The 24949-nt window shown below is 67.2% G+C and carries 25 protein-coding genes and 1 pseudogene; 14 read left to right on the forward strand and 12 right to left on the reverse strand.

From position 1 onward, the window contains the following. Positions 1 to 108 precede the first annotated feature (108 nt). On the forward strand, positions 109 to 609 hold the full coding sequence (locus ACX80F_RS03340) for an SRPBCC family protein (protein ID WP_459334971.1): 501 nt from the start codon (positions 109 to 111) through the stop codon (positions 607 to 609). Positions 610 to 630: 21 nt separating this feature from the next. On the opposite strand, the gene ACX80F_RS03345 is transcribed toward ACX80F_RS03340, so the two are convergent. Next, the gene (locus ACX80F_RS03345) at positions 631 to 1068 is read right to left on the reverse strand and encodes a GlcG/HbpS family heme-binding protein (protein WP_459334972.1); all 438 of its coding nucleotides are present in this window, start codon (positions 1066 to 1068) and stop codon (positions 631 to 633) included. Positions 1069 to 1257: 189 nt separating this feature from the next. Between ACX80F_RS03345 and ACX80F_RS03350 the strand changes: the two genes are divergently transcribed. The 6 genes from ACX80F_RS03350 to ACX80F_RS03375 all read left to right on the forward strand — a co-directional run bounded on the left by ACX80F_RS03350 (position 1258) and on the right by ACX80F_RS03375 (position 6787). Then, positions 1258 to 2121 (forward strand): class II fructose-bisphosphate aldolase, encoded by an 864-nt coding sequence (locus tag ACX80F_RS03350; protein WP_459334973.1) that lies wholly within the window; start codon positions 1258 to 1260, stop codon positions 2119 to 2121. Positions 2122 to 2123: 2 nt separating this feature from the next. Next, entirely contained in the window at positions 2124 to 2939 is an 816-nt protein-coding gene (locus ACX80F_RS03355; RefSeq protein WP_459334974.1) for an HAD-IA family hydrolase, read from the forward strand. Then, complete coding sequence (dhaL, locus tag ACX80F_RS03360; protein WP_459334975.1) at positions 2936 to 3568, forward strand: dihydroxyacetone kinase subunit DhaL; 633 nt, start codon at positions 2936 to 2938, stop codon at positions 3566 to 3568. Before ACX80F_RS03355 ends, dhaL begins: the two co-directional genes overlap by 4 nt. Before the next feature lie 47 nt (positions 3569 to 3615). After that, positions 3616 to 4611, forward strand: a complete 996-nt coding sequence (gene dhaK / locus ACX80F_RS03365; RefSeq protein ID WP_459334976.1) for a dihydroxyacetone kinase subunit DhaK — start codon at positions 3616 to 3618, stop codon at positions 4609 to 4611. Between the two features lie 166 nt (positions 4612 to 4777). Further along, on the forward strand, positions 4778 to 5926 hold the full coding sequence (locus ACX80F_RS03370) for a baeRF3 domain-containing protein (protein ID WP_459334977.1): 1149 nt from the start codon (positions 4778 to 4780) through the stop codon (positions 5924 to 5926). Positions 5927 to 6187: 261 nt separating this feature from the next. Further along, positions 6188 to 6787 carry a hypothetical protein gene (locus ACX80F_RS03375; protein ID WP_459334978.1) on the forward strand — a complete coding sequence of 200 codons (600 nt, stop codon included), beginning with the start codon at positions 6188 to 6190 and terminating at the stop codon, positions 6785 to 6787. A 36-nt stretch (positions 6788 to 6823) separates the two neighbouring features. Here the strand turns inward: ACX80F_RS03375 and ACX80F_RS03380 are convergent. From ACX80F_RS03380 to ACX80F_RS03390, 3 genes and pseudogenes are all read right to left on the reverse strand, one after another. Next, positions 6824 to 7521: pseudogene (locus ACX80F_RS03380) on the reverse strand (SDR family oxidoreductase). A 72-nt stretch (positions 7522 to 7593) separates the two neighbouring features. Then, complete coding sequence (locus tag ACX80F_RS03385) at positions 7594 to 8286, reverse strand: phosphoribosyltransferase (protein WP_459334979.1); 693 nt, start codon at positions 8284 to 8286, stop codon at positions 7594 to 7596. A gap of 134 nt (positions 8287 to 8420) precedes the next feature. Beyond that, positions 8421 to 9146, reverse strand: coding sequence for a hemerythrin domain-containing protein (locus ACX80F_RS03390; RefSeq protein WP_459334980.1), 726 nt, complete (start codon positions 9144 to 9146; stop codon positions 8421 to 8423). A 69-nt stretch (positions 9147 to 9215) separates the two neighbouring features. Here ACX80F_RS03390 and ACX80F_RS03395 point away from each other — a divergent pair, with 69 nt between their 5' ends. Next, the gene (locus ACX80F_RS03395) at positions 9216 to 9758 is read left to right on the forward strand and encodes a hypothetical protein (RefSeq protein ID WP_459334981.1); all 543 of its coding nucleotides are present in this window, start codon (positions 9216 to 9218) and stop codon (positions 9756 to 9758) included. 117 nt (positions 9759 to 9875) lie between these two features. Here ACX80F_RS03395 and ACX80F_RS03400 read toward each other — a convergent pair whose 3' ends face one another. Next, on the reverse strand, positions 9876 to 11099 hold the full coding sequence (locus ACX80F_RS03400; RefSeq protein WP_459334982.1) for a thermonuclease family protein: 1224 nt from the start codon (positions 11097 to 11099) through the stop codon (positions 9876 to 9878). A gap of 367 nt (positions 11100 to 11466) precedes the next feature. Here ACX80F_RS03400 and ACX80F_RS03405 point away from each other — a divergent pair, with 367 nt between their 5' ends. Then, complete coding sequence (locus ACX80F_RS03405; protein WP_459334983.1) at positions 11467 to 12912, forward strand: GmrSD restriction endonuclease domain-containing protein; 1446 nt, start codon at positions 11467 to 11469, stop codon at positions 12910 to 12912. A gap of 75 nt (positions 12913 to 12987) precedes the next feature. Here ACX80F_RS03405 and ACX80F_RS03410 read toward each other — a convergent pair whose 3' ends face one another. Then, positions 12988 to 13890, reverse strand: a complete 903-nt coding sequence (locus tag ACX80F_RS03410; protein WP_459334984.1) for an aldo/keto reductase — start codon at positions 13888 to 13890, stop codon at positions 12988 to 12990. A gap of 80 nt (positions 13891 to 13970) precedes the next feature. On the opposite strand from ACX80F_RS03410, the gene ACX80F_RS03415 reads away from it, so the two are divergent. From ACX80F_RS03415 to hxlA, 3 genes are all read left to right on the forward strand, one after another. Then, a complete protein-coding gene (locus tag ACX80F_RS03415) occupies positions 13971 to 14822 on the forward strand; it encodes a helix-turn-helix transcriptional regulator (protein WP_459334985.1) in 852 nt (283 codons plus the stop codon). Positions 14823 to 14978: 156 nt separating this feature from the next. Beyond that, on the forward strand, positions 14979 to 15554 hold the full coding sequence (hxlB, locus tag ACX80F_RS03420) for a 6-phospho-3-hexuloisomerase (protein ID WP_459334986.1): 576 nt from the start codon (positions 14979 to 14981) through the stop codon (positions 15552 to 15554). 46 nt (positions 15555 to 15600) lie between these two features. Further along, positions 15601 to 16224: a 3-hexulose-6-phosphate synthase gene (gene hxlA, locus ACX80F_RS03425; RefSeq protein ID WP_459334987.1), complete on the forward strand. Its 624-nt coding sequence runs from the start codon at positions 15601 to 15603 to the stop codon at positions 16222 to 16224. A gap of 97 nt (positions 16225 to 16321) precedes the next feature. Here hxlA and ACX80F_RS03430 read toward each other — a convergent pair whose 3' ends face one another. The 3 genes from ACX80F_RS03430 to ACX80F_RS03440 all read right to left on the reverse strand — a co-directional run bounded on the left by ACX80F_RS03430 (position 16322) and on the right by ACX80F_RS03440 (position 19814). Beyond that, positions 16322 to 17926 carry an alpha-amylase family glycosyl hydrolase gene (locus ACX80F_RS03430; RefSeq protein WP_459334988.1) on the reverse strand — a complete coding sequence of 535 codons (1605 nt, stop codon included), beginning with the start codon at positions 17924 to 17926 and terminating at the stop codon, positions 16322 to 16324. Beyond that, positions 17923 to 18069, reverse strand: coding sequence for a hypothetical protein (locus ACX80F_RS03435; RefSeq protein ID WP_459334989.1), 147 nt, complete (start codon positions 18067 to 18069; stop codon positions 17923 to 17925). Before ACX80F_RS03435 ends, ACX80F_RS03430 begins: the two co-directional genes overlap by 4 nt. A gap of 65 nt (positions 18070 to 18134) precedes the next feature. Further along, the gene (locus ACX80F_RS03440; protein WP_459334990.1) at positions 18135 to 19814 is read right to left on the reverse strand and encodes a peroxidase family protein; all 1680 of its coding nucleotides are present in this window, start codon (positions 19812 to 19814) and stop codon (positions 18135 to 18137) included. A gap of 197 nt (positions 19815 to 20011) precedes the next feature. Here ACX80F_RS03440 and ACX80F_RS03445 point away from each other — a divergent pair, with 197 nt between their 5' ends. Further along, positions 20012 to 21247, forward strand: a complete 1236-nt coding sequence (locus tag ACX80F_RS03445) for an amidohydrolase (protein WP_459334991.1) — start codon at positions 20012 to 20014, stop codon at positions 21245 to 21247. Further along, positions 21244 to 22653 carry an amidase gene (locus tag ACX80F_RS03450; protein ID WP_459334992.1) on the forward strand — a complete coding sequence of 470 codons (1410 nt, stop codon included), beginning with the start codon at positions 21244 to 21246 and terminating at the stop codon, positions 22651 to 22653. Before ACX80F_RS03445 ends, ACX80F_RS03450 begins: the two co-directional genes overlap by 4 nt. Positions 22654 to 22657: 4 nt before the next feature. On the opposite strand, the gene ACX80F_RS03455 is transcribed toward ACX80F_RS03450, so the two are convergent. Genes ACX80F_RS03455 through ACX80F_RS03465 form a run of 3 tightly spaced genes read right to left on the reverse strand, consistent with a single transcriptional unit; the run spans position 22658 to position 24927 of the window. After that, complete coding sequence (locus ACX80F_RS03455) at positions 22658 to 23320, reverse strand: DUF6308 family protein (protein ID WP_459334993.1); 663 nt, start codon at positions 23318 to 23320, stop codon at positions 22658 to 22660. 27 nt (positions 23321 to 23347) lie between these two features. Beyond that, positions 23348 to 23716 carry a PH domain-containing protein gene (locus ACX80F_RS03460; protein ID WP_459334994.1) on the reverse strand — a complete coding sequence of 123 codons (369 nt, stop codon included), beginning with the start codon at positions 23714 to 23716 and terminating at the stop codon, positions 23348 to 23350. Then, positions 23713 to 24927, reverse strand: a complete 1215-nt coding sequence (locus tag ACX80F_RS03465) for a nuclease-related domain-containing protein (protein ID WP_459334995.1) — start codon at positions 24925 to 24927, stop codon at positions 23713 to 23715. The genes ACX80F_RS03460 and ACX80F_RS03465 overlap by 4 nt, the downstream gene beginning before the upstream one ends. Positions 24928 to 24949: the final 22 nt, after the last annotated feature.

Raw genomic sequence — 24949 nt, forward strand, 5'->3', positions numbered from 1 at the left:
CCCTTCGTAGCCATCGCGAGAGCCCAGTCTATGCACGCACTGAGCGCTGCCGCCGACCCCCGCGGTGGCGGGGACCGAGCAGGTGACCCGCTCTGTGAGAATGGGCGCATGAGCCAGACAGAGATCCGCCACCATCAGGAGTCCATCACCATCCAGGCATCGGCGGAAAGCGTCTACGAGCTCGTCTCCGACATCATTCGCACCGGCGAGTGGAGTCCGGTCTGCACGCGGTGCTGGTGGGACGACGACGCCGCTGCAGGCCAGGTGGGTTCCTGGTTCACCGGGCACAACGAGCTCCCGCACCGCACCTGGGAGACCCGATCGCAGGTCGTGGCTGCCGAGCCCGGCCGCGAGTTCGCCTGGGTGGTCGGCGGCGACAGGGTTCGCTGGGGCTACACCCTGACGCCGGCCGGCGCCGGGACCACTCTGACCGAGTCCTGGGATTTCCTGCCGGGTGGCATCGCCTTCTTTGAGGAGAAGTTCGGTACCGATGCACCAGCGCAGATCGCCGACCGGACCCGGCAGGCGCTCGACGGCATCCCGACGACGCTTGCCGCCATCAAGCGGATCGCCGAGTCCAGCAAGTCCCGCGAGGGTGGCCGGTTCTGACGCCGTGACGCGGCAGCGCGGTCAGGCGACAGCGAACTCCAGATAGGCTGCGGCGCCGGCGGAGGCGACCTCCTGATCCTGCTCGATGGTGCCCGTGGAGACGCCGATGGCACCGACGATGCTGCCGTCGCGCACCAGCGGGATGCCGCCGGGGAACACCACGAGGCGGCCGCCATGCGCGTCGCTCAGCCCGTGGATGGGGCCGTGCGGTCGGGTGACTTCCTGCAGGTCGCCGGTCTCGCACTGGAAGGCGATGGCCGTGTAGGCCTTGTTGATCGCGATGGTGATGCTGCCGATGTTCGCGCCGTCCATGCGCACGTGCGCCTTGAGGTTCCCGCCGGCGTCGACCACCGCGATGTCCATGGGCTGGCCGATCTCCGTGGCCTTCGCTGCCGCGGCGTCGATGACGATGCGGGCTTCTGCGGACGTGATGGTCTCGAGTACTGATCCGGGTGTCATGGGTGTCCTTCGTCGTCGAAGTGGGTGGCCGGGCGGCCGCGGCCCACTCAACCACCGGCGTCCGCTGCTGGCGAGGTGGTGATTACCCGGGGTGGTGATTACCCCCAGGCCGGGGGCGGGAGAACCCCCATACCCAACATGTGAACACCCACCTAGCGTGAGGGGCAGCCCTGACCAGGAGGATTTACTGTGGCCGTTGTACCCCTGAAAGACATCGTCGACCCGGCATTCCAAGCACGCTACGGCGTGCCCGCCATCAACATCTTCAACGACCTCACCATGGAGGGCGTGCTCGCCGGCGCGGTGGAGGCCAACTCCCCGGTGATCCTGCAGACCTCGGTGAAGACCGTGCGCAGCATCGGCTCCCGCGTGCTCTTCGACATGTGGCAGTCCATGACCCGCGGCATCGAGGTGCCCGTCACCCTGCACCTGGACCACTGCCCGGACCGCGATGTCGTCACCGAATGCCTCAAGGCCGGCTGGAACTCGGTGCTCTTCGACGCCTCCAACTTGCCTGTCGAGGAGAACCAGCGTCAGACCATCGACGTCGTCAAAGAGGCCCGCAGTTACGGCGCCCAGGTGGAGGGCGAGATCGAGGCCATCACCGGCGTCGAGGACGACCACGGGTCCGACGAGGTCTCCAAGCAGCAGAGCCTCGACGTGGCGCTCGCGTTCATCGACGCCACCGGGATCGACGTCTTCGCCCCGTCCATCGGCAACGCCCACGGCAGCTACAAGGCCGCCCCGGTGCTCGACGTCGAGCGTGTCACCCAGCTCGTGGAGGCCCGCAGCGTGCCCATCGCCCTGCACGGTGGCAGCGGACTCAGCGCCGAGCAGTTCGCGGACCTCATCGCCCGCGGTTGCGCGAAGGTCAACATCTCCACGGCGCTCAAGGAGACGTACATGCAGTCCAGCCTGGCGTTCCTCAAGCAGGCCGAGCAGAACAACAAGTGGGATCCGCCGTCGCTGTTCAAGCACACGCGAGCCGACATCGTCGCGATGGTCAGGGACCTCTGCGGCCAGTTCGGCAGCGCCGGCAAGGGCGGCCGCTGAGCATGCCCGCCCTCATCTTCGACTGCGACGGCGTCCTCGCCGACACCGAGCAGTACGGCCACCTCCCTGCCTTCAACCAGACCTTCACCGACTTCGGTGTGCCCGTGCAGTGGAGCGTCGAGGAGTATGCCGAGAAGGTGAAGATCGGCGGCGGCAAGGAGCGCATGCGGAGCATCCTCACGCCCTCGCTCCGCGATGAGCTCGGACTGACCGACGACGACGCCGTCGACGCCGCGATCCTTTCCTGGCACAAGCGGAAGACCGAGGTCTACAAGGGGCTCGTGGAAAGCGGCGTCATGCCGGCCCGGCCGGGCATCGCGCGCATCGTCCAGCAAGCGCATGCTGCCGGCTGGACCCTTGCGGTCGCCTCCACCTCCGCCGAACCCGCTGTCCGCGCCGTCCTGACGCACGCCGTCGGGGAGGAGCTCGCCGCGCACTTCGCGGTGTTCGCCGGCGACGTGGTGCCCGCCAAGAAACCCGCACCGGACATCTACCTGCTGGCCCTGAAGGAGCTCGAGGTATCGGAGGATGACGCGATCGTCGTCGAGGACAGCGGCAACGGGCTCCGCGCCGCCGTCGCCGCCGGCCTCCGCACCGTGGTGACCGTCAGCGGCTTCACCCGCGAGGAGGACTTCACGGGCGCATCGCTCGTGGTCAGTTCCCTCGGGGATCCCGACGGCGAGCAGGCCGAGGCGCTCGCCACACCCGCCGGTGTGAAGCCCGCCGGCGTCGTCACCCTCGCCACGCTGCAGGAGCTGCTGTCCGCTCCTGCCCCCCATTCCGCGGCTCGCCCATTGACTGAAACGGAGACACCATGAGCGCCACCGACCTCGCCGACGTCGAGTACGTCATCCACTCCCTGGCGCAGACCGCCGTCGACAAGGAGAAAGAATTCGGCGACCTCGACGCCGTGGTGGGCGACGGCGATCTCGGCTACTCGCTCGCCCGCGGCTTCGAGAAGGTCCTGGCCGACTGGGACTCCCTCAAGCGCGACGATGCCGCCACCTTCCTGCAGCAGATAGCCCTCGCCATCTCCAGCAGGATCGGCGGAACCTCCGGGCCATTGTGGGGGACCGCGTTCCTGCGGGCGTCCGCGGCAGCGAAGACCGCCGACACGATCGACGGGGCCGCCGTCGTCGCCATGCTCCGCGGTGCCACCGACGGCATCAAGGCCCGCGGCAACTCGGACCTCGGCGACAAGACCCTGCTCGACGCCGTCATCCCCGCCACCGACGAGCTGGAACGCCAGCTCGCCGCCGGTGCCTCCGCTGAGGAGTGCCGGAAGGCGTTCGCCGCGAAGATCCGGGAATGTGCGGATGCGACGTCGACCATGGAGGCCAAGCGGGGCCGCGCCAGCTACAGCGGCACCCGCAGCATCGGTTCGCCCGACGCCGGCGCGGTGGCCGTGGCCGTCATCGTGGAACGCATCGTGGCCGACTGGCCCTGACTCGTCCTCCCTTACCCGTCCAACCCTCACAACGATGTGGAGCCCCCATGAAGAAGTTCGTCAATGATCCGCAGCAGTTCGTCCCCGAGATGCTCGAGGGCCTGGCGCTCGCGAACCCGGACACCCTGAAGTACGTGCCCGAGTACAACCTGATCATGCGCGCCGACGGCCCGGACCAGAACAAGGTGTCGATCGTTCAGGGCTCCGGCTCCGGGCACGAGCCCGCGCACGTGATGATCGTGGGCAAGGGCATGCTCGACGCCGCGTGCCCGGGCGACGTGTTCGCGGCCCCACCGTTCGACTACGTGTACGAGACCACCAAGATGATGGCTTCGCCCAAGGGTGTGCTGCTGCTGGTGAACAACTACACAGGCGACAAGATGGTCTTCGAGATGGCGCAGGAGATGTCCTCCGCCGAGGGCATCGAGGTGAAGACGCTCTTCATCAATGACGACGTCTCCGTGGAGGACTCCACCTACACCATCGGCCGGCGCGGTGTGGCGGGCAACTTCTTCGTCATCAAGGCCGTGGCCGCTGCCGCCGAGCGCGGGGCGGATCTCGATGAGGTCATCCGCATCGGCGAGAAGGTCAACTCGGTGACCCGGACAATGGGTGTGGCGCTGACCGCTTGTACTCCGCCGGCCAAGGGCAGCCCGCTGTTCGAGCTGGGGGAGGACGAGATCGAGATGGGCGTCGGCATCCACGGGGAGCCGGGACGCCGTCGGGCGAAGATGATACCGGCCAACGAGATCGTCGAGGAGCTGCTCGGCCCGGTGGTGAAGGATCTGCCGTTCGGCGACGGCGACCGCGTGGCCCTCATGGTCAACGGCCTCGGCGGCACACCGATCAGCGAGCTCTACCTGCTGTACGGGCAGGCGCACAAGCGCCTTGCCGAGCAGGGCATCAGTGTGGGCCGCAGCTATGTGGGGGAGTACTGCACGTCCCTGGACATGGCCGGCGCATCCATCACGCTGGTCAAGCTCGACGACGAGATCGAGGGCCTGCTCATGGAGCCGGCGGAGATCCCCATCCGGACGTTCTAGGTCTAACACGGACGACGGCGGGGCTCGCACTGTGGGTGCGGGCCCCGCTCTGTGGGTGAGAAGCTTCACCGTCGCCGATGGCCAGCTTCAGTCCTTCTTCCTAAAATTGAGGAGTCAGCATTCAGCGGAGACCGGTACCGACCACGATCTGTGAAAGGACACCACAGTGTTCACCCAGAACGATCTGACCCGACTGATCACCCTCGAACCGACCACTGCGGTATCGATTTTCATGAATACACATGCGCGGGGGAAGGAGGTGCGCCAGGACCCCATCCGGCTGAAGAATCTCCTGGCGGAAGCTCGGACGAAACTCGTCGAACGTGGCCTTCCCGAAGCCGACGCCACCGCCGTCCTCAGCCCCGCCACGGACCTCCTGGAGAACCGCGAGTTCTGGCAGAACCAGAGTGCCGGACTGGCGCTGTTCATCGATGAGCACGGCATGCGCGAGTATGTTGTTCCGCTCGGGTTCGACGAACTCGTTGTTGTGGGGGAGAAGTTCCACGTCAGGCCCCTCCTGCCCTTGCTGGCAGCCGACGGACACTTCTCGATTCTGACCGTGACGGCCGACAAGGCAACCTACTTCAGCGCGTCCCGCCACGAATTGACCGAGGAAAGGTATGCGGACCTCCCCGAGAGGCCATCGATCGAGAACGACTATGAGAACCCGGTGCAGGCCAGTCCGCCTGCGCGCCCTGCTGTAGGAACAGCGAACATCCCCAATGCGCAGGTATACGGGGAAAGCCCGCCGGACTTCAGGAAGGCACGACTGCTGGAATACGTGGCAGAGGTGGCCAAGGCTACGGAGAAGATTCTCGCCGCAAGCCCTCAACCCCTGGTGCTCGTCGCTGATGCTGAGATCGGTGGGCATTTCCAGCAGGCTGGCCAGGCCGGTCAGCTCCTGGCAGGGGTGGTGGAAACCAATCCGAGTGCTCTCAACGACGCGGCGCTGCACGACGTGGCGTACGCACAAGTAAAGGAGCAGCTCGACAAGGATCGGGTAGAGGCACTCGCCCGCGCAGCTGAGCTTCTTGGTCGGGGCGACGAATCCGCGGCAACCGAGATCGGAGACGTCGTCCGCGCAGCACACCACGGCCGGATCAGTACCCTGCTGCTTCACGACGGTGAGCCCGTATGGGGAAATTACGACACGGACGCCGACAGGGTGGAGACAGGCCGGGCCTTCGAACACTCGGGAAAGGATCTCTTGGGCATCGCCGCCATCGAAACGCTGCAACACGGTGGAGTTGTCCATGTGGTGACACAGGACGAGATGCCCGAAGGAGCCGAAGCCGTAGCCATCCTGCGCTACTGACCGGCGTCGTGCCCTGACGGGCCATGCTGGTGGGCCTGCGGCTCAAGCAGCCTCAGCGACGGTGCCGGCGTGACCCCGCCGCGCCAGCTCGACGGCGGGCCGCTCATCTTCGGGTGTGGGCCCCGCCGTGTACGTCCTGTCCACTCCAGCGGGCCGCGGTGTCGCTGGGCGCCCAAGCCGTCGGGGAACGGTAGCCTTACGGCGACGTGCCGAGCCTTGGAGCACGGGCATGTATTCATTTCATCTCTATGGGGGCATTCCTTGGATCTACTGGGCGGCGTAAGCCTCGACCTGCTTCGCGTTCTCACCTGGGTTGTTCCCGCCGTCGTCGCGCTGGTGATCGGTTTCCTGCTTCGGCGGAGTCTGCACTGGATCGCGCTGGGCGCCGTGCTGCTTTTCGCAGCCCTCAATGCGGGCGCCGCGGTGTACGTCCTGAGCAGCTTCAGCGATGCGCGGTGGTCCCCGGAGGGGCAGGAGACGCTGAGCGCTCCCTCCCTCGCCGACACGCCCATGGTGGGGGACCTCTTGGAGCCGCTGGACTCCACGCTGGAAGGTGTCGTGGGCGGGGTGAACGACTTCCGGGCGTTCCAGGAGGCGCTCCCCGTCGCACTGGACTTCCTCGCTGCGTCGGGGTGGGCCCTGCTGGTGTCGGTGCCGGTCGCCATTCTTGCCGCGTGTGTCGCCTTCGCACGAGCCCGACGCCGGAAGGCTGAGTTCGCGAAGTACCGGGCCACGGTCGATTCACTCATAAACGAGCTCGAGCAGGTCAAGCAACAGATCGCGGCCGGGTATCCCACCACGGCACCCTCTGGGGCACATGCGGTAGCAGGTGTTGGGCCGCGTCTAACGCCTGGACGCTAATTCAGGCGGTAGTCCCCTTCGTCCGCCGCAGGCGTTCTAGGTCTCCTCGCGGCGGGTTACCGTGCCCGCCGTATCGCCGCCGTCGATGACGAACTCGGCTCCGGTGACGAACGACGACTCGTCGGACGCCAGATACAGGACGAGGTTCGCGACTTCCCCTGGATGGCCATCGCGGCCGAGTGCCACGTGGCTCATGTCCGACTGGATGTCGGCCGTCATCGGTGTGGAGATGACCCCGGGATGGACCGAGTTGACCCTGATGCGCTGGGGTCCCAGGTCCAGGGCAGCGCTCTTGGTGAGTCCACGTACGCCGAACTTCGAGGCCGTGTATCCCGGGATCTGTTCATAGCCGCGCATCCCGGCGATCGAGGAGATGTTGATGATCGACCCGCCTTTGGACTGTCTGAGAGCCGGGATTGCAGCCACTGTTCCAGGGTGTAATCCTCGATGGGGGCGAAGTCCACGATGCCGGCATTGTTCACCAGGATGTTCAATCCCCCGAACTCCTCGACGGCGGTGTTCACGGCAGTCTGCCAGTGCTGCGGATCGGTCACATCGAGGTGGACGTAGAGGGCGCCCGAGCCGATACGCTCCGCGGTTTCCTGTCCGTCCTCGTCCAGGATGTCAGCGATGACGACCCTCGCCCCTTCGCCATGCAGCCGCAGGGCCACAGCAGCGCCGATGCCGCGTGCACCCCCGGTGATCAGGGCTACCTTGTCGATGACTCGTTCCATGTGATGCTCCTTCGGTGTTGTCGGCTCCGCTGGTGGAGTTCCAGGCCCGGAGCCCTGGGCCTGGAACCGTCTTCAGGCCGGCTCGGAAGCCGGTGGGTGCGGCGTCGAGCTCGGATTCGCGGTCGACAGATCGAGCAGCCTGACCACTTCGTCGTCCTCGGTGGCTGAGAAGTCCTGGTAGTACGCGCCCACCGCCTGGAATCTCCGTGGTGACACCAGGCTCACGACCTCGTCCGCCTCCTCGAACGAGGCCACCGTCCGGGCCGGCGCGACAGGCACCGCCAGGATCACCCGAGCCGCGCCGAGCTGCCTGGCCACCTGGCACGCCACCCGTGCAGTGGAGCCGGTGGCAATGCCGTCGTCCACCACGACGACGGTGCGCCCGCGAACAGCTGCCCAAGTTCTTCCCTGCCGGTATCGCGTCCGGCGCTCCTCAAGGAGCTGCCGTTCCTTCGCCTCGACTGTTCGCAGGTCCTCCTCAGTGACACGGGCCCGCGAGAGGACGTGCGGATCGAGGACCCGGGCGCCGCCTTCTCCGATGGCGCCCATGGCAAATTCTGGCTGGAACGGCACCCCCAGCTTCCGCACAAGGATCACGTCCAGGGGCGCACCGAGCGCTGTCGCCACCTCGAAGGCCACCGGAACACCGCCACGGGGAAGACCCAGCACCACCACGTCCTGCCCCCGCAACGCTGGGAGCCGCTGCCCCAACCGCCGGCCGGCGTCGGTCCGGTCCCGAAAGGGCGCGGACTGTCTCCTCTGCACGCTCTTCTCCTCGGGTGACGCCCGCACAACAGCGCCTGCGCGGGGTTCGATCCTCAGCCCGGTCCACGGTTGGTGGTCAGAGGCTTTCGTCCCCTGCGTAGGCGCAGAGCGGGCTGCCGAGGGTGGAGGCCGGTTCAGAGCGTGTCGGGGATGGGGCGTCCCGGGAAGAGCGTGGCGTACTGCTTCCGATACAGCCTGCGCCCGATGACGCGGTAGGTGAGGCGAACCGGAAGGGGGATCTCCTTGAAGAGTTCCTCCCGTTCGCCGGGTGGGTTCGTGGCGAGCACCATTCCGAGATAGCCGACCAGGAACTTCTTGTCGAACGTGTCGATCCCGTGCTGCCCGACCGCGTCCATTTCCTTCTCCGTCATCACTCTGTCCACGACGGGCATCACCTCCGTGACCTCGCGGCGCAGGTGCACGTGGAGGACGGTCGAAAGGTCTTCGTATCGTTCAGCGAGGTCCTTTCCCGTATCGACATCCGCCGTCTCCATCCAGCGCAGGCGGACCGGCTCGATGATTTCGAGCCGCTGAGTGACCTGCTTGTGGTGCTCGAGCATCTGCTCCACATGCAGAGCACACACGGGTGCCCTCTCCGCCAGGATCGGGTACATGAGGAGGTCCTCGCCTTCGTGATGGACGTGGAGCACGTTGTCGAAATTGCCCAGCACCTCCCCGACGTAGGCGGCACGGGCTGTATCACCCGGCTCGACGGATCGCACCAGGCCGGGTGCCTCGTCGTACGCCCAGAGGAAGAAGCGGTGGACACGCCGCATACCCGCCGATCCGGTGCACAGGATGGGCCCTGCGGGTACCGGCGGCGCGGATTCGCCAGCCTTCATGGTGAAGAAGTCGGTCATGGGATCGCCCCCGATGTAATTGATCGAGACCAGAACCCGCCCCCGGCAGGGCAAGTATAGGAACGGTATTTGTTCCACACAATGGCCGGACGGCCCGCCGACCCCGAAGCTCTTGAGCCGCGAGAGCGACAGATTTATCATGTCGCCGTGGTGGTGGCGGTGCTCGGGAGACGAAGGGATCGACAGATGAAGACGTTGTTCGTGGCTTCGGCTGTACAGCTTGCCCTCGGCCTCATCGGTCTTCGGAAGGCGTTGCGGGAAAGGACCAGTTACGACGTGTGGAAGCTCAAGGGCGACCCAGCGAACGTCGCGCGCGACCAGTGGGTCATGGGAACCAACCTCTCCGCCCCGGGCGTGATGCTGATCCTCCAAACGCTGGCCACTACTGGTCTGCTGAGCCGCCGGAGACGCCGCACCTCGGCGAAGACCCTCGGCATCCTTGGTGCGATCATGAGCGGCGGTTACCCGGCTGAGAAATCTGTCCGCGAGGCGTGGCGCGGGAGATCCCCGGATACATCGATGGTGGCGATGACCGTGGCCGCGACCGTCTTGGCGGGGGCAATGGCCGTGCTCGGTCGGCGCGAGGCGAGGCGCCTACCAGCGGGTAGGTGATCAGATGGGAGGGTTCGTCCGCGACCCCGTGTCGAAGTCATTGGCCGGTCCTCCCCGGTGGTTGGCCCGCGATCGCGGCATGGTGCAAGGTCATCCCGCCCAGGGCACTTCTCATGTCTAGCAGGGCCGGTAAGTCTTCCCGCCGGGCGCGTAGCAGCGGGGCCCGGTGTAGCCAGGGTACGGATCCTGTGCCGCGGGGGGAGCGGGAGGGACGTAAGGCGCTGCAGGCGGGATATAGGGCTCGGGTGCGGGCGGCAGGTTCCGGATCCGCTCCAGCTCAGCGACTACTGCGGCCTCGGCGGCCAACCGGTCAGCTTCGGCGCGAGCGATGGCCTCGGCTTGCACTGCCTGGACTCGTTCTGCCTTGATGCGAGCAGCTTCTGCAGCCTCCGCCTGAAGGCGTTCCGCCTCAACGCGTGCAGCCTCTGCTGCTTCCGCCTTGATGCGTTCTGCTTCGACGCGTGCCGCTTCGGCTGCCTGGGCTGCCTTTTCCCTCGCGGCTGCAGCCTGAGCCGCTTTCTCAGCTTCCTTGAGGGAGGCGGCCTTCGTGTTGGCGGCGGCCAATGACCGTTCACCCTTGGTGATCTGAGTGTCGAGGTCACGTATCAATGCGGCCGTACGATCGGCTCCGAGTGCAAGGACACGGACCGTGTCCTTGCCTGCTTCCAGTGCTCCTCGGGCTGCTTTGGCCGCGGTCAGGGCAGTGAGGATGCCAGCGGCGGTTGCAGCGGCCGCTGATTCCGTGTCGCCGACGGGCGCCGCCGTGGCCGCAATCAGGGCTTCCACGGCGTCGGCCACTTCTGCCGGCACCGTACAGCCTGCAGCATCGTCCAGTAGTCCGACCCCTTGGGCGGAAGCCTCGCTGTAGGCGGCCTGCACCTCGTCGTAGTACTTCTTGTTCGGCTCGATGAGAATTGGCACACCCAGGCCTACCCGAGCAAGTTCTGCGTTGACAAGCGTCTTGTCCTCGATGAACACGGCGGCCAGCACGCGGTCGTACCTGTCCGTCCGCTCGACGTCGAAGTCCAACCCGACCCGCGTACCGGGCGGCGTCAGCGCTTCGAGCTTTTGGGTAGCCTCGGGGCCGAGGCACTCGAGCGGCTTGTCCGGATGCTTGGTCTCCGGGGTGTCCACGTTCAACAGACGGACGGTCTGGTCATCGCCGTCGAAATTGATGACGAGGGTGTCTCCGTCGATCACGCGCACCACGGTGCCGGGCTCGTAGTCGACCGCCGATGCGGCGGATGGATCGGAGTCGTCACAGGCAGTCAGTGTCGAGGCGAGAACCGCGACGGTCAAAAGGGTTGCTGGCGCGAGCCGGCGGAAACGAGCATGCTTCATCGATCTTCTTCTGCAGGAATGAGTACGAGCGCACAGCGAAATGGGAAAACGAGGGCGATCTGTCCGTGCCGCCGGCGGGGAACGTCATCAGCTGCGACCGTCCCGGGAAAGGAAATGAGCACAGGGAATGACCTTGAAAGTCTTGCACGAGAAGTCGGGTCTGCTGACTCGAACCCGTCAATCCTGACCAGAAACTGAGCCTGCACGGCATTTTGAACGGAAAACAATAGACACCCACTTCCGGTTCGGTGCCCGGCGGTCGGCGCGGGTACGCTGCCCAAAGACACCGCATCGACACTGGGGACATTCCATCAATTCATCATTCCGCCCGCCTGCACACGACCCGTCATCGCCGAGCAAACCGAAGGTGCGGGCCTTGACTGCAATCGTCGCCGGACTGGCCCTGTTCCTGGTCGTCATCGGTTTCATCGCCGGCGGGGTCGGCGGGGCACTCGTCATGGCCGCCACGTTCGCCCTCTTCACCGGGCTCTACACACTCCTGACGAACCGCCCGTCCTGGGCGCGCCTCGGAGGCCGCAAGGCCGGAGCGATAACCGCAGGCGCCGCCGTCGTAGCCATGCTCGTCGGAGGTGCGATTACGCCGGCATCCGATACGGTGCCGACCGCCCTCGCCGAGCAGGCAACTGAATCGGCTGAGCCGACGAGCACGCCGAGCCCCAACGCTCCGACCGCGTCAGCGACACCGTCCGCAGAAGCGACACCGTCCGCCACGCCGACACCCTCTGCGAAGCCGACGCCGTCACCCACTCCCAGCCCGACGCCGTCGGATGTCGCCCCGCTCGACCCGGACGCTGCCGCCGATGCGGGCGGCGTGCCCCGCGCGCCGTCGGACCAGCCGGCCTTCAACACCACTGCGCTCGCCGTGCTGGAGATGCTGCCCATCAAGGGCCGTGCGCCGAAGACCGGCTACGACCGCGAGGAGTTCGGGCAGGCGTGGCTCGACGTCGACCGCAACGGGTGCGACACCCGCAACGACATGCTGAACCGCGACCTGACGGAGATCGCCTACGCCAACTCGGTGCCCTGCAAGGTGGCCTCCGGCGTCCTGGCTGATCCCTACACCGGGACCACCATCCCGTTCCTGCGCGGCCAGGCGACCAGCAGCGACGTGCAGATCGATCACGTCGTCGCGCTGTCGGACGCATGGCAGAAGGGCGCCCAGCAGTTGACCTTCGACCAGCGAGTCGCGTTCGCGAACGACCCCCTGAACCTGCAGTCCACGGACGGCCCCACGAATCAGCAGAAGGGCGACGGCGACGCCGCCACCTGGCTGCCGCGCAACAAGGACTACCGCTGCGAGTACGTGGCCCGGCAGGTCTCCGTCAAGGCGACCTACACCCTGTGGGTCACGCAGGCCGAGCACGACGCCATGGCGACCATCCTGTCCGACTGCAACGGCATCCTCGCCCCGACCAACCAGATGGCCCCGTCGGTCGCAGCGCCGGTAGAGCCGGTCGAGACGCCGACACCCGCGCCCATCGCTCCTGCGCCGGTCGTGCCTGCGCCGGCCCCGGTGGCGCCGGCCCCCGGGGCACCAGCACCCGTGGCACCCGTACCGGCGCCAGTGGCTCCTGCTCCGGTAGCGCCCGCGCCGGTCGCGCCCGCCCCTGTAGCTCCGGCCCCGGTTGCTCCGGCCCCGGTTGCTCCGGCCCCGGTTGCTCCGGCCCCCGGCGTCTACTACGAGAACTGCGACGCCGTCCGAGCAGCAGGAGCCGCCCCGATCGCGGCAGGCTCGCCCGGATTCCAGCCGAAGTTCGACCGGGACAAGGACGGGTGGGGCTGCGACGGCTGACTTAACAGGTCATCACGAACGACGGCGGGGCAGTCACACGACGTGACTGCCCCGCCGTCGTCGTTCCGGGTGAAATTACATGCTCCACAGCTCCGCGTGGATGTCCGTCTCGTCGGACCAGCGCCGGTGCAGGGCGAAGAGCTCGTCCACGATGTCCTGCGGCAGCGGCGTGATGTTCTGGCTGAAGGAGAGCAGTTCGCGGAGGTTCTCCTCGCGACTGGCCGAGCCGACGGTGGAGACCACCTGCGGCGTGCTGTGCGCGAAGCGGATGCAGAACTCGGCCCAGCTCTCGATGCCGGAGCGCTCGAAGACGGGAGCCACCTCGACGGCCCGCTCCTGCAGGTACGGCTTCCATGCGGCGCCCGGGATGTCGCGCAGCTCATGCACGGGGGCGCCGGCCACGGTTCGCATCGAGATGATGGCCTTGTCCTGCGCCAGCAGTTCGTCCCACAGCTCGTTCGACGCGAAGCGCTGCAGCGGGTTGAGGTAGAAGATGTAGCCGTCGATCAGCCCGTCCAGGTGCCCGGCCCGCAGCGCCTTGAGCGGAGCCTCCGACGTCCACGGGAAGATCTCGAGGACGAAGCGCCCCACGAGGCCCTCGTTCTTGAGGCGCTGCAGGTCGGCAAGGATGGGCCCGCCCGACGGCATGCCGTCGGCGAACGCACCGATGCCGGTGAGCTGGCCGATGTCGATGGAGCTGATCCCCAGGGGCGCGGTGTTCTCGGCGATGGTGGCGCGGACGTCGTCGGCCGTCCCACCGCCCAGCTTCACGATCACCGGTGGGACCGCACTGCGGTTCTCCTCGAAGGCGGCGCCGAGGACCTCGAGGGCGTGATCGTACTGGCGGGAGGTGTGGAGCCAGAGACCGGCGTCGATCGCCGTGCGGGCCATGTGCGCCTGCTGCTCGCGGGGGACGTCGTCATGCCCGAGCCGCGTGGTGCCGTAGATGAACGGGGGGAGGTCTGCCAGAGGTTTCATTGCCTCAGGCTATCGGCGGGAGGCGCCTGCTGACGGAACCCTGCCCGGACGGGAGGAGAAGGTGCGGCAGAATGGAAGCCATGGACCGGGCCGCAGAGATCTCCGCTTTCCTGCGCTCGCGACGCGCACGGCTCTCACCCACCGACCTCGGTGCTCCGTTCGACGGCCGGGTGCGCCGGGTCCCCGGGCTCCGCCGCGAGGAAGTGGCCCGACTCGCCGGGATGAGCGCTGACTACTATATGCGGATCGAGCAGGGCCGCGGCGGCGCCGTGTCCCTGGAGATCATCGATGCCATCGCCCAGGCACTCCGCCTCGACACCGTGGAGCGGAACCATCTCCTCAACCTCTGCGGCACCCCCACCCCGCACCACACCCCCACGTACGAGCCGCAGCGGGTCCGGCCCGGGCTGTACGACCTGATGTCCGTCATGGAGTCCGTCCCCGCGATCATCCTCGGCCGCCGCACGGACGTGCTCGCCAGCAACCGCCTGGCGCGGGCGCTGATGACCGACTTCGAGGCCCTCCCGGCCAGCCGCCGCAACTACGCCCGCTTCATCCTGCTGGATCCGAAGGCCCGTGAGCTCTACGAGGACTGGGAACAGGTCAGCGAGCAGACCACGGCGATGCTCCACCTCGACGTCGGACGCTTCCCCGACGACCGCCGGCTCGCCGACCTCATCACCGACCTCCGCGAGGGCTGCCCCGAATTCACGCGCTTCTGGGACGACCAGAACGTGCACGAGAAGGACCAGGGCGAGATCCGCTTCCGCCATCCGGTGGTCGGCGACTTCACGCTGCACTACCAGACCCTGCTCGTCCCCGGCGAGGCGGACCAGAGCGTCTGCACCTACTACGGGGCGCCGGGCTCCAGCAGCGAAGCCGCGCTCGCGCGTCTGGCCCGGGCGACGACGTCGGCCCCGGCTCCCGCCTGAGCGCTCCCGCCGGAACGCCTCCGGTGTGGCGTGCTTCACGGACTCGACTAGCCCTGCGCAACCTAGGTTCAGCGGGGTAGGGCTCGCGCCCTGACGGACCCTCCAGGGGTGATGGACTGAAGTCCGGACGAACCCCCAACGGCAGGAGCCCCACCGATGACCCACGCACCCGAGCGCCACTCGGTGCCCGCCGGCCTGCGCCTGCTCCACGAGGAGCTCGTGGGTGCGGCGGAGGGCCTGCAGGACGATCAGCTCTCAGCGCTCGTCACCGAGATCCAGCAGGCGCGGCGCGTCTTCGTCACCGGGGGAGGGCGTAGCGGGCTCGCCCTGCGCATGCACGCCATGCGCCTCATGCACCTCGGCCTGACGGTCCACGTGGTGGGCGAGACGACCACACCGGCCATCGGCGACGGCGACCTCCTCCTCGTCGCGTCGGGCTCCGGCACGACGGCGGGAGCAGTCGCCGCAGCCGAGACCGCGGGCAGCGTCGGCGCCCGCGTTGCAGCGCTGACCACCGACGGCGAGTCGACGCTCGCGAACCTGGCGGACAGCGTGGTGGTCATCCCCGCCGCGCAGAAGACGGACCACGGCGGCACGGCGTCGCGTCAGTACTCCGGGAGCCTCTTCGAGCAGGCCCTGCTCCTGGTGCTCGACGCGACCTTCCACACCCTCTGGCAGGTCGACGGCGCCCCCGCCGAAGACCTCTGGCCCCGGCACGCGAACCTCGAATAGCGCGCGCCACCCTCATTCCTCATCCCCAGCTAGCAAAGGACACCTCATGAAACTGCAACTCGCCATGGACGTACTGACCGTCGACGACGCCCTCGAGCTCTCCGGGAAGGTCGCCGAGTACGTCGACATCATCGAACTCGGCACTCCGCTGGTCAAGAACGCCGGCATGACCGCCGTGACCGCCGTCAAGGAAGCCCACCCGGACAAGATCGTCTTCGCAGACCTCAAGACCATGGACGCCGGCGAGCTCGAAGCCGACGTCGCCTTCAAGGCCGGCGCCGACCTCGTAACCGTGCTCGGTGTCGCCGACGATTCCACCATCGCCGGAGCCATCAAGGCCGGCAAAGCCCACGGCAAGGGCGTCGTCGTCGACCTCATCGGCGTCGACGACAAGGCGGCCCGTGCCAAGGAGGTCACCGACCTCGGAGCCGAGTTCGTGGAGTTCCACGCAGGGCTCGACGAGCAGGCCCAGGACGGCTACGACCTGAACACCCTGCTCACCGCGGGCAAGGAGTCCGGCGTCGCCTTCTCGGTCGCCGGAGGCGTGAAGCTCGCCACCCTCAAGGACGTGCAGGCCTCGGGTGCCGACGTCGCCGTCGTCGGCGGTGGCATCTACAGCGCCGACGATCCCGCCCAGGCCGCGAAGGACCTGCGCGACGCCATCGGCTGATCCTGGCACCACCGCAGTTCGAAGTTGAACGGCGCTCAACAGACGAAAGACCGGTCACCCTGCGGTGGCCGGTCTTTCGTCATGTCACGATCGCCCTTCAGCGGTCCCGCACCAGGACCCAAGCCGCAGCGTTAGGCGGGAGGAGGCCCTCCGGCGTCAGGGGGGCGGAGGCCAGAACGACGTCGCCATCGGGAACGCTCGCGGGCGCATCGCCCATGGCGACAGCGACCAGGAATCGGTCCCCGCGCTCGCAGACGAGCAAGCCACCGCCCTCCACGCGCCAGGTGCCATCGTCGTCCGATGACAGGACCTCCTTCTCGGTCAGCTGCTTCCGCAGTGCGAGGGCGGTTCTGACGAGCTGCAGGGTGGAGTCTTCGCGGGCCTGATGGGCCTCGACGGATCTCGACCCCCACCCGGCCGGAGCCGGCAGCCAGGGCTCAGACGCGCCAGGGGGCGAGAAGCCGAAGGCGTTCTCCGGCGCGACCGTCCACGGAAGCGGCACGCGCGCGCCGTCGCGTGACACCCCGCCGCGCGTCCACATGGGGTCCGCCCTCGCCTCGAGCGGCACATCGACTTCGGGCAGGGTGAGCTCCTGGCCCTGGTAGATGTACGCGCCGCCGGGCAGCCCGAGGACGGCGAGCAGGCCGGCCCGCGCGCGTTGCGCGCCCTGCACGCCGCCGCCGAATCGCGTCACGGACCGGACGATGTCATGGTTCTCGAGGGCCCAGGTGAGCGGCGCTCCGTGCTCCGTGCGGGCCTCGTCGAGCTCGGTCCCGACGGCGGCCCAGGCGGCGGCATCCCACCCCAGCTTCACGAAGGAGAACGCGAAGGCCTGGTGCATCTCGTCGTGCCGGGTGTAGCGGGCGGCGCGGTGTGGGTCGAGGTTCACCTCGCCGACCAGCACTCGCTCCGGCGAGTAGGACGCGGCGACACGGCGCCACCGCCGGTACACCTCGTGCACCTCCTCCTGGTCGGAGACCTGGGGGTTCGAGCGCAGGCCGTCCACCACGGCGCCGGTGCCAACGCTGTCCGGCAGACCCTCGGCCTTGAACAGGGCGTGTGCGACGTCGATCCGCAGACCGTCAACCCCCTTGTCGAACCAGAAGCGGAGCACACCCTCGAAGTAGTCGCCCACCGTCGGGTTGCGCCAGTTCCAGTCCGGCTGTTCCGGCGCGAAGAGGTGCAGGTACCACTGCTGGTCCGTGTCCGATCCAGGATCTACCCGGCTCCAGGCACGGCCGCCGAAGACGCTCTGCCAGTTGTTCGGGGGAGTGTCGCCGTCGATTCCATCGGCGAAATGGAACATGGCGCGCTCGGGGGAGCCAGGCCCAGCCGCGACAGCTGCCCGGAACAGCGGATGCTCGGAGGAGCAGTGGTTGGGCACCACGTCGAGGAAGATCCGGAGCCTACTGGCGTGCGCCGCGTCGAGCAGGGCGTCGAACTGCTCCATGGTCCCGAACAGCGGATCGACGCCGCAGTAGTCGCTGACGTCGTAGCCCTGGTCCACCTGCGGGGAAGGCTGGAACGGTGTCATCCAGATGCCGTCCACGCCGAGGGACGCGATGTACGGCAGACGGGTCAGCAGACCGGCAAGGTCGCCCACGCCGTCGCCGTCGCCATCCGCGAAGGAGCGCGGATAGACCTGGTAGATGACGGCGTCCTGCCACCAGCCCGGCTTCTGGGCGGGAGCGGGTCTGCTCACTTGGTGGCTCCGGTGAAGGCCGCCATGAAGTAGGCCGGCGCGAGCGGCTCGTTATGGGCGCGGAGCAGGGACCACCCAGCGTGGTTCTCGCGCAGGGACGCGACGGCGTAGAAATCCACTTCTTCCCCAAATAGCGGCAGCATCCGGACTGGTCTCCATGGTAGGCGCTCGTCCCGAGGGATGCCCCGCGCCGATCAGGGCCCGGCGCTCAGGGAGCCCCCGGCAGCTCCACTACAGGCAAATCCTCTTCGGGGATTTCCACTTCGGGAAGGTCCTCTTCTACCTCGAACGTCGCCCCGCTCATCTTGATCAGTTCTCCCATCGCGAAGGCGGGATCGGTCGGCGTCCACCGGGGGTGGGTGTTGAGGTAGGAATCCGGGTCGAGGGACAGCAGGCCCAAGATGACCTCGGCGACGATCCGCCCTCCCACCGGCCCAAGGTGCCGGCCGCCCTGCAGTTCCGCCTCCTTCAGGATGTAGAACCAGAGAGGTGCCTTGTTCCCCCACTCGGGTTCGTGCAGGCCGAGCCTCGAATTGGGAATGGGAGTGACGCCGAGGGCTTTGGCGACATCCTGCCCGGCGGGGAGCCCCAGCTTCACGCCCCGCAGAAGATTGCGGTGTGCGAGTGCATAAATGGCACCGTTGATGCGGGACACCACGGTCGGCGGCAGGTTGGCCAGCGGAAACGACAACTGTGTGTCGATGAGCCGGGCGGTGTTGCGGCCCATGGGTGGCTCGACCCCCGGGATATCGAAGAAGTAGCTCCAGTCCGCCCGCGCGTCGTAGGGCAGGGGGCGGGACCCGCGCAGGTCCTGCCCGGTCGGGCCGAACAGCGGGAAGGTGGTGTTATCGTGCATCTCGTACTCGGCCCGGATCATGCTGTGCCCGAACCGGTAGGCGGAGACCGAGAATTCGAGGGGGATCATCGGCTTCAGGCGGTTCCCGGGCTTGTAGAACCGGTTGGCCACCTTGATCGTCCCATCGGACTGGGGGAGCAGCATCGATTCGACCAGCCGCGCCCCGACCATGCGGGGCAGGAAGTCGTGGACGATCACCCACTGGTAATGCCAGCGGACAAGCCTGCGTGCTTCGGTGAATGAGTTGCCGAGACCGACGAAGTGGTTGTGCAGCTTCAGGAAGACCAGGTGCAGCTGGGACACGATGAGGTTCTCGTCGTTCCGCGCATCGCCGATGGTGGCCGTCCCGGCGGTTGTGCGCGGCAGGTCCGATATCCCTTCAGGTGTGGTCGCGACCAGGAGCCGGGCGGGGTTCTTCGGGTCGTAGAGCTGTGGGTCCTGCAGCGGCCCGCGACCGTAGACGGAGGCGAGGTCGAAGAACGGTGTATTGAAGTTGACGAGGGCCAGGGGATCACCCTTCTGCAGGGACAGAGGCGTGATGTCGAGGGTGATGTCGTGGTCCATGAACTGGCCGAGGTAGGTGTATCCGGCCGGCATCTCCCCGTTGTCGAAGCCGTCCTCGCTCGCGGAGACGTCAGTGATCGGTAGTCGCGGGTCGATCATCCGCTGGGCCATGATGCTCAGAAGCGCCTCCGATGGGGCGAAGGGCAGCAGGGACGGGAACATCAGGCCGAAACGACCCTGCTGGCCGCGCCGCGCCTTCACCGCGATCTCCGCACCCCGCGGGTTCCCGACTGCATGGCCGGTCGCCGGGCCGAGCAGGGCGGGGCTCTGCGCCGTGGCCGCCGGAACCGGGGCCGGAGCAGGAGCGGCGGAAGCACTCCGCGCCCCCATCGGAAGCACGGACAGCATGCCTGCTGATGCGGCCGAGAACATCGCACCCCTGCGCGACAGACCGGCCGGCGACTCGGTTGGCTCCTCTGATGACGATGGGGCCGGCGCGACGGCGGCAGCGGGCACTTCTGCACTCACGATGTCTCCCTCTCGGGGACGCGACGCCCCCTCCCTGGGTACTGAATCGTGAGGACCTTGCCGTTACCTTGGACCGAGGCCCAGTAGCCGTCGAGGGGCAGACACGGAGGGAACAGCACACGGAGGGTCGTTCTCGCGTCCGGTCCTCTACACCTGATGTACTCGGGACAAGCCCTACCCGCCCCCGGAAGGACACCATGACCATCGACACCACCGTCTTCGAGCTCTCCGACGCGCACACCACCGCCATGCACGAGCTCTACCGGCACCTCCACGCCCACCCCGAACTCTCCATGCAGGAGACCCACACGGCCGCGTTCATCCTCGAGAAGCTGAACCACCTCGGGTTCGAGACCTTCATGTGCGGTGGGACCGGCGTCGTCGGGATCCTCCGGAACGGCGACGGACCGGTGGTCGGCTACCGCGCCGACACCGACGGCCTGCCCATCGCCGAGGACACCGGGCTGGACTACGCGAGCACGACGACGGGCCACCTCGCCGACGGCACCGAGGTTCCCGTGATGCACGGCTGCGGCCACGACACCCACGTGACCGTGGGCCTCACCACCGCGCAGCTACTGACGGAGAACCTCGACGCGTGGTCCGGCACGGTCGTGTTCATCTTCCAGCCCGGCGAGGAGACCGGCGAAGGCGCGGAGGCGATGGTGGAGGACGGGCTGTGGGACAAGGCGCCCGTGCCGTCCATCGTCTACGGGCAGCACGTGTGGCCCGGGCTCGCCGGCACGGTGAACATCAGCAAGGGCACGGCCATGGCGATGGCGGATTCCTGGAAGGTCACCGTCCACGGCCAGCAGGCACACGCATCCCAGCCGGAGGAGTCGATCGACCCGATCGTGCTCGGCGCGCACATGATCGTGCGGATCCAGACGATCGTCGCCCGCGAGGTGCACCCCATGAAGTCCGCGGTCGTCACCATCGGCACGTTCCACGGCGGCCTGAAGGAGAACATCATCCCGGCGTCGGCGGAGTTCACGGTCAACGTGCGCACGTTCGACGTCGACGTGCGGGAGCGCGTGCTCGGCTCGCTGCGGCGCATCATCAGCGCCGAAGCCGCTGCGTCGGGTGCGCCGGAACCCGTGATCGACGAAATCTCCAGCTTCCCCCAGTGCTACAACGACCCCTCCGCCACGGAGGACCTCATGACCGTGCTGGGCGAGGTGCTGGGCGGAGACGCCGTCGTCGAGTCCCCGCCCGTGATGGGCAGCGAGGACTTCGGCCTCCTTGCCGAGGCCATCGGCGTGCCGAGCGTCTACTGGTTCTTTGGCGGGCACCCGCAGGGACTGCTCGACGGCGACGATCCCGTGCCGGGCAACCACTCGCCGTATTTCGCGCCCGCGATCGAGCCGACCCTGACCACCGGGGTCCGGGCCGCCATGACGGCGCTGCTCTCGAAGGTGGGGACGGCCGCGTGAGCGGTGCGCTGCACGAGCTGTCCGCCGTCGACCTGACGGCTGCCATCCGCCGTCGCGAGGTGTCCGCGCGGGAGGCTCTGGACGCGCACTTCGACCGGATCGACGCCGTCAACGGGCGCATCAACGCGGTGATCACCGAGGACCGGGAGGGCGCCGTCGCGCTCGCCGCCGCGGCCGACGAGCTGACGGCGTCGGGCGCGGACCTGCCGCCGCTGCACGGGCTGCCGATGACGCACAAGGACACGCACAACACGCGCGGCCTGCGCACCACGCAGGGATCGACAATCTTTCGGGACTTCGTGCCGACGTTCGACGACCTCATCATCGGACGCCTGAAGACCGCCGGCGTGGTCACGACGGGCAAGACGAACGTGCCCGAGTTCGCCGCCGGCTCACACACCTTCAACGAGGTGTTCGGGACCACCGTCAACCCGTACGACACGAGCCGCAGCGCCGGCGGCAGCAGCGGGGGAGTGGCGGCGTCGATCGCGGCCCGCATCCAGCCGCTGGGCGACGGCAGCGACATGGGCGGCTCGCTGCGCGTCCCGGCGTCGTTCTGCAACGTGGTGGGATACCGGCCGTCGATCGGCGTCGTCCCGTCCCTGCCCACGCGCAACGCCTGGGCGTGGCTGAGCCGCACCGGACTGATGGCCCGCGACGTCGAGGACATCGCGCTGGGCATGACGGCGATCGCAGGCGCCGATCCAGCGATCCCGTACCCGTACCCCGTGCAGGGCTCCTTCGGCGCCGGGCTGCAGCGGAACCTGACCGGCCTGCGGATCGGCTGGTCGCCGGACTTCGGGCTGGGCGTGCCCGTGGACCGCGAGGTGTTGCGGGTCCTCGAGGGACAACTGCAGGTCTTCGCAGGCCTCGGCGCGATCGTCGAGGAGGCAGCACCCGACATGCGCGACGCCGACCAGGTGTTCGGGACCACGCGGGCCTTCGACTTCGTGCTCGGCCTGGGCGACCTCGTCACGAAGCACAGCGACGCCATCAAGCCCGAGATCCGGTGGAACGTGGAGCAGGGGCAGCGGCTGACGGCGCAGGACTTCGTCGATGCAGCCCTCGCCCGGACCCGCCTCGACACCAGCGTGCGCCGCTACTTCGGGAAGTACGACGTATTCGTGAGTCCGGCGGCGCAGGTCCTCCCGTTCGACGCCGCCGAGCGGTACCCGACGTCGCTGAACGGCGTCGCGTTCGAGACGTACCTCGACTGGATGCGCTCGGCCTGCCTGATCTCCGCGACGGGTCTGCCCGCCGTGTCGGTGCCGGCCGGGTTCAGCGCGGACGGCCTGCCGGTGGGCCTGCAGATCGTGATGTCGCACGGCAGCGACGTGGAGTTGCTGCAGGTGGCGTACGCGTTCGAGCAGGCGACGGGCTGGGCGAAGCGGGCCCCGGAGTTGTAGGTCGCTACCGCTCACCTCGATTCTTTTTCCGGCCCAGTTCCCATCCAATGATGTCCAAGGCTCGCAGCGGGGTGATCGGTGGTCCTGGTGCAAAGTCCGCGAGCTCTTGCCAATGATCGAGTTGTGAGGAGAGGTCGTTCTTCACTGCCTTGAGCCAGAGCAACCTGTACTCGTTCAATGATCTGGTTCCACTGCTGGTGAAGGGGACTGGAGCCTCCGCACACTCGCTGTAGCAGTATGCGATATTGGCGTCGAAGAGTGGTATCAGATTCGGGCGCTTCCGATGCAGGACCTTCGAGATTGTCGTCAGACGGACATGTGCTGCAGGGACTCGGTCAATCACTCCGAGCAGGTCGATGATTCTCTGAAGCACAGCTGAATCGGCGCCCTGCAGATTCTCCGATGCCGGTAGAACATCAAGACACCGGTTCAGCTCTCCGATCATTGACGCGAGTCCGTAGTACACCGGTATCGGCCTATTTGACACGTTGAGGAGCACCACGGCCAGTAGATCCTGCAGGCCGACTTCGGGGCCAGAGTGCCCCGGGTAACCGTCGTACGCGGGATAAGCAGACTTTCCGCGATTCTCGATCAGGTACTGACGGGCGACCTTTCGTGCGGCGTCCATGGTGATTGATCTGCCACCGACGTGGAGAGTCTCAGACACAGTTGCTTCCCTTTCGAAGGCTTCGGCTTATCGGTTGATGAGGTGCCACAGGATGACGTCGTGAGCGTGCTTGGCCTTCTCATCACCGCGGAAGTCCGCTTCGAAGGCTTTCGATCCCGCCGATACGGCAATCGAGGAGCTGGACGCAAACTTCCCGAGCATCGACTTGTTGGTCAGCATCGATACCGCTTGGATGTTCCGATAGGGCAGGGAAGTCAGCGCGACCTTGTTTCCCACGAAGCTCTTGTCCTGAAGAATGACACGCTGGTTCGTGAGGCCGATGAAGCCCGTTCCGACTCCGATGCAGTCGTAGACAGCAACGGCTTGCTCACCTTGCAGGAGCCCGGACAGGATCATGTTCAGCTGCTCTGGCCGGTCGTGGATGATCTGGTTCATACGGCTTCCTTCTGCGGGTCGGTTGCACGGGTCAACTTGATGATGGAGGGATCGTGAGGATCCCGGATGATGGGCACTCCCGCCGCCTGCGCCTGGGCCTGGCACCACTTGCCCAGCCCACCGGGCGCTAGATCGGCCAACTTCACCTCGCCCGTGAGGTGCTGGCCCACGAAGGAACCGAACAGGCCGATGTGGACGCCGCTGCGCTTGAGCTGGCTGTCCTGAAGCGCGGCCAGGAAAGCATTCCGGAGATGCTCCGACGTCGGCCTTGATGCCGGTACGATGCGTGTCACGTGCCCCTTGAGGTGACCCGCAGCTGAAGCTTTGGCGGCCTTCGTGACTGCCACTGGCGGTGAGGGCCTCGTCGCCTTCGCGGGGGACTGTGGCGGCGTCTCGGAATTGCGTGACGGCAAAGGCGCTGATACTTGCGTGGATGCCGCGATAGGAGCCGGAACTGGTACCGGCGCGGGAGTCATAATCGGAGTCGGAAGTGCTACTGGAACTGGAGTTTCGAGCAGTGACGCCATTTCGACGTGCAGCGCCGCCAGTTCGCGGTGGATTGCCGCCATCCGCACAGCAGGATCGGGCGGCACGGGTGCAGGAGGGTCGAGCTTCCGGCGCACCGCCGTGCCGATCGAGCAGCGGAAAAGGTCGGTCAGCGTCTCCGCCAGCTCGAGTCTGGCACTCGCGCCGGACACCAGCAGGGGAGCAGTGACCGCCCTGCGCTCGACCAGATGGGCCACCTCCTCGAGCGAGCCGTGGACCGCTCCGTAGCGTAGCCGCTCCCGCCGGGTCGACTCGTCGATCTGCGGCGAATAGACGCTCGGATACAGGTTGAGTGAATGCTGGTCGACGGACGGGAAGAACTGCCTGCAGATGTCCTGTCGCAGTACCCGACGGACGGCCTGGAGCTGCCTGCCGACCTGTTCCACGGGATTCGGGACCGTCATTCCACTGGTCAAGGTCCAGGGCTTCCCCTCGTCCATCACCTGCAGCACCCTGGCTGGGAAGCGCTTCCACTCGCTGAGCACGAACGTCCCGCGGAGCGAGTTGTAGAACAGCCAGTCCACCTCGGCGACCGGCAGCCCGGGAGCATCGACCCGGAAGTTACTGAACGCCCAGACGTGGTGGCCCATCAGTTGGTGCAGGCGATTCACGTCCAGGGGATCCGGCCGGTGCGCGGCGGTGTTCTTCGAGGGGAAATGCAGCATGAAGGACTTTCAGATGAGAAGG

This window comes from Arthrobacter sp. TMS2-4 (genome assembly GCF_054511075.1).

What these genes read in the sequence shown, in the direction of transcription:
- ACX80F_RS03410 (WP_459334984.1), bottom strand. Translation starts at nt 13,890, where the DNA reads ATGAAACCTCTGGCAGACCTCCCCCCGTTCATCTACGGCACCACGCGG.
- ACX80F_RS03355 (WP_459334974.1), top strand. Translation starts at nt 2,124, where the DNA reads ATGCCCGCCCTCATCTTCGACTGCGACGGCGTCCTCGCCGACACCGAG.
- dhaL (WP_459334975.1), top strand. Translation starts at nt 2,936, where the DNA reads ATGAGCGCCACCGACCTCGCCGACGTCGAGTACGTCATCCACTCCCTG.
- hxlA (WP_459334987.1), top strand. Translation starts at nt 15,601, where the DNA reads ATGAAACTGCAACTCGCCATGGACGTACTGACCGTCGACGACGCCCTC.
- ACX80F_RS03435 (WP_459334989.1), bottom strand. Translation starts at nt 18,069, where the DNA reads ATGCTGCCGCTATTTGGGGAAGAAGTGGATTTCTACGCCGTCGCGTCC.
- ACX80F_RS03400 (WP_459334982.1), bottom strand. Translation starts at nt 11,099, where the DNA reads ATGAAGCATGCTCGTTTCCGCCGGCTCGCGCCAGCAACCCTTTTGACC.
- ACX80F_RS03390 (WP_459334980.1), bottom strand. Translation starts at nt 9,146, where the DNA reads ATGACCGACTTCTTCACCATGAAGGCTGGCGAATCCGCGCCGCCGGTA.
- hxlB (WP_459334986.1), top strand. Translation starts at nt 14,979, where the DNA reads ATGACCCACGCACCCGAGCGCCACTCGGTGCCCGCCGGCCTGCGCCTG.
- ACX80F_RS03345 (WP_459334972.1), bottom strand. Translation starts at nt 1,068, where the DNA reads ATGACACCCGGATCAGTACTCGAGACCATCACGTCCGCAGAAGCCCGC.
- ACX80F_RS03465 (WP_459334995.1), bottom strand. Translation starts at nt 24,927, where the DNA reads ATGCTGCATTTCCCCTCGAAGAACACCGCCGCGCACCGGCCGGATCCC.
- ACX80F_RS03445 (WP_459334991.1), top strand. Translation starts at nt 20,012, where the DNA reads ATGACCATCGACACCACCGTCTTCGAGCTCTCCGACGCGCACACCACC.
- dhaK (WP_459334976.1), top strand. Translation starts at nt 3,616, where the DNA reads ATGAAGAAGTTCGTCAATGATCCGCAGCAGTTCGTCCCCGAGATGCTC.
- ACX80F_RS03415 (WP_459334985.1), top strand. Translation starts at nt 13,971, where the DNA reads ATGGACCGGGCCGCAGAGATCTCCGCTTTCCTGCGCTCGCGACGCGCA.
- ACX80F_RS03460 (WP_459334994.1), bottom strand. Translation starts at nt 23,716, where the DNA reads ATGAACCAGATCATCCACGACCGGCCAGAGCAGCTGAACATGATCCTG.
- ACX80F_RS03340 (WP_459334971.1), top strand. Translation starts at nt 109, where the DNA reads ATGAGCCAGACAGAGATCCGCCACCATCAGGAGTCCATCACCATCCAG.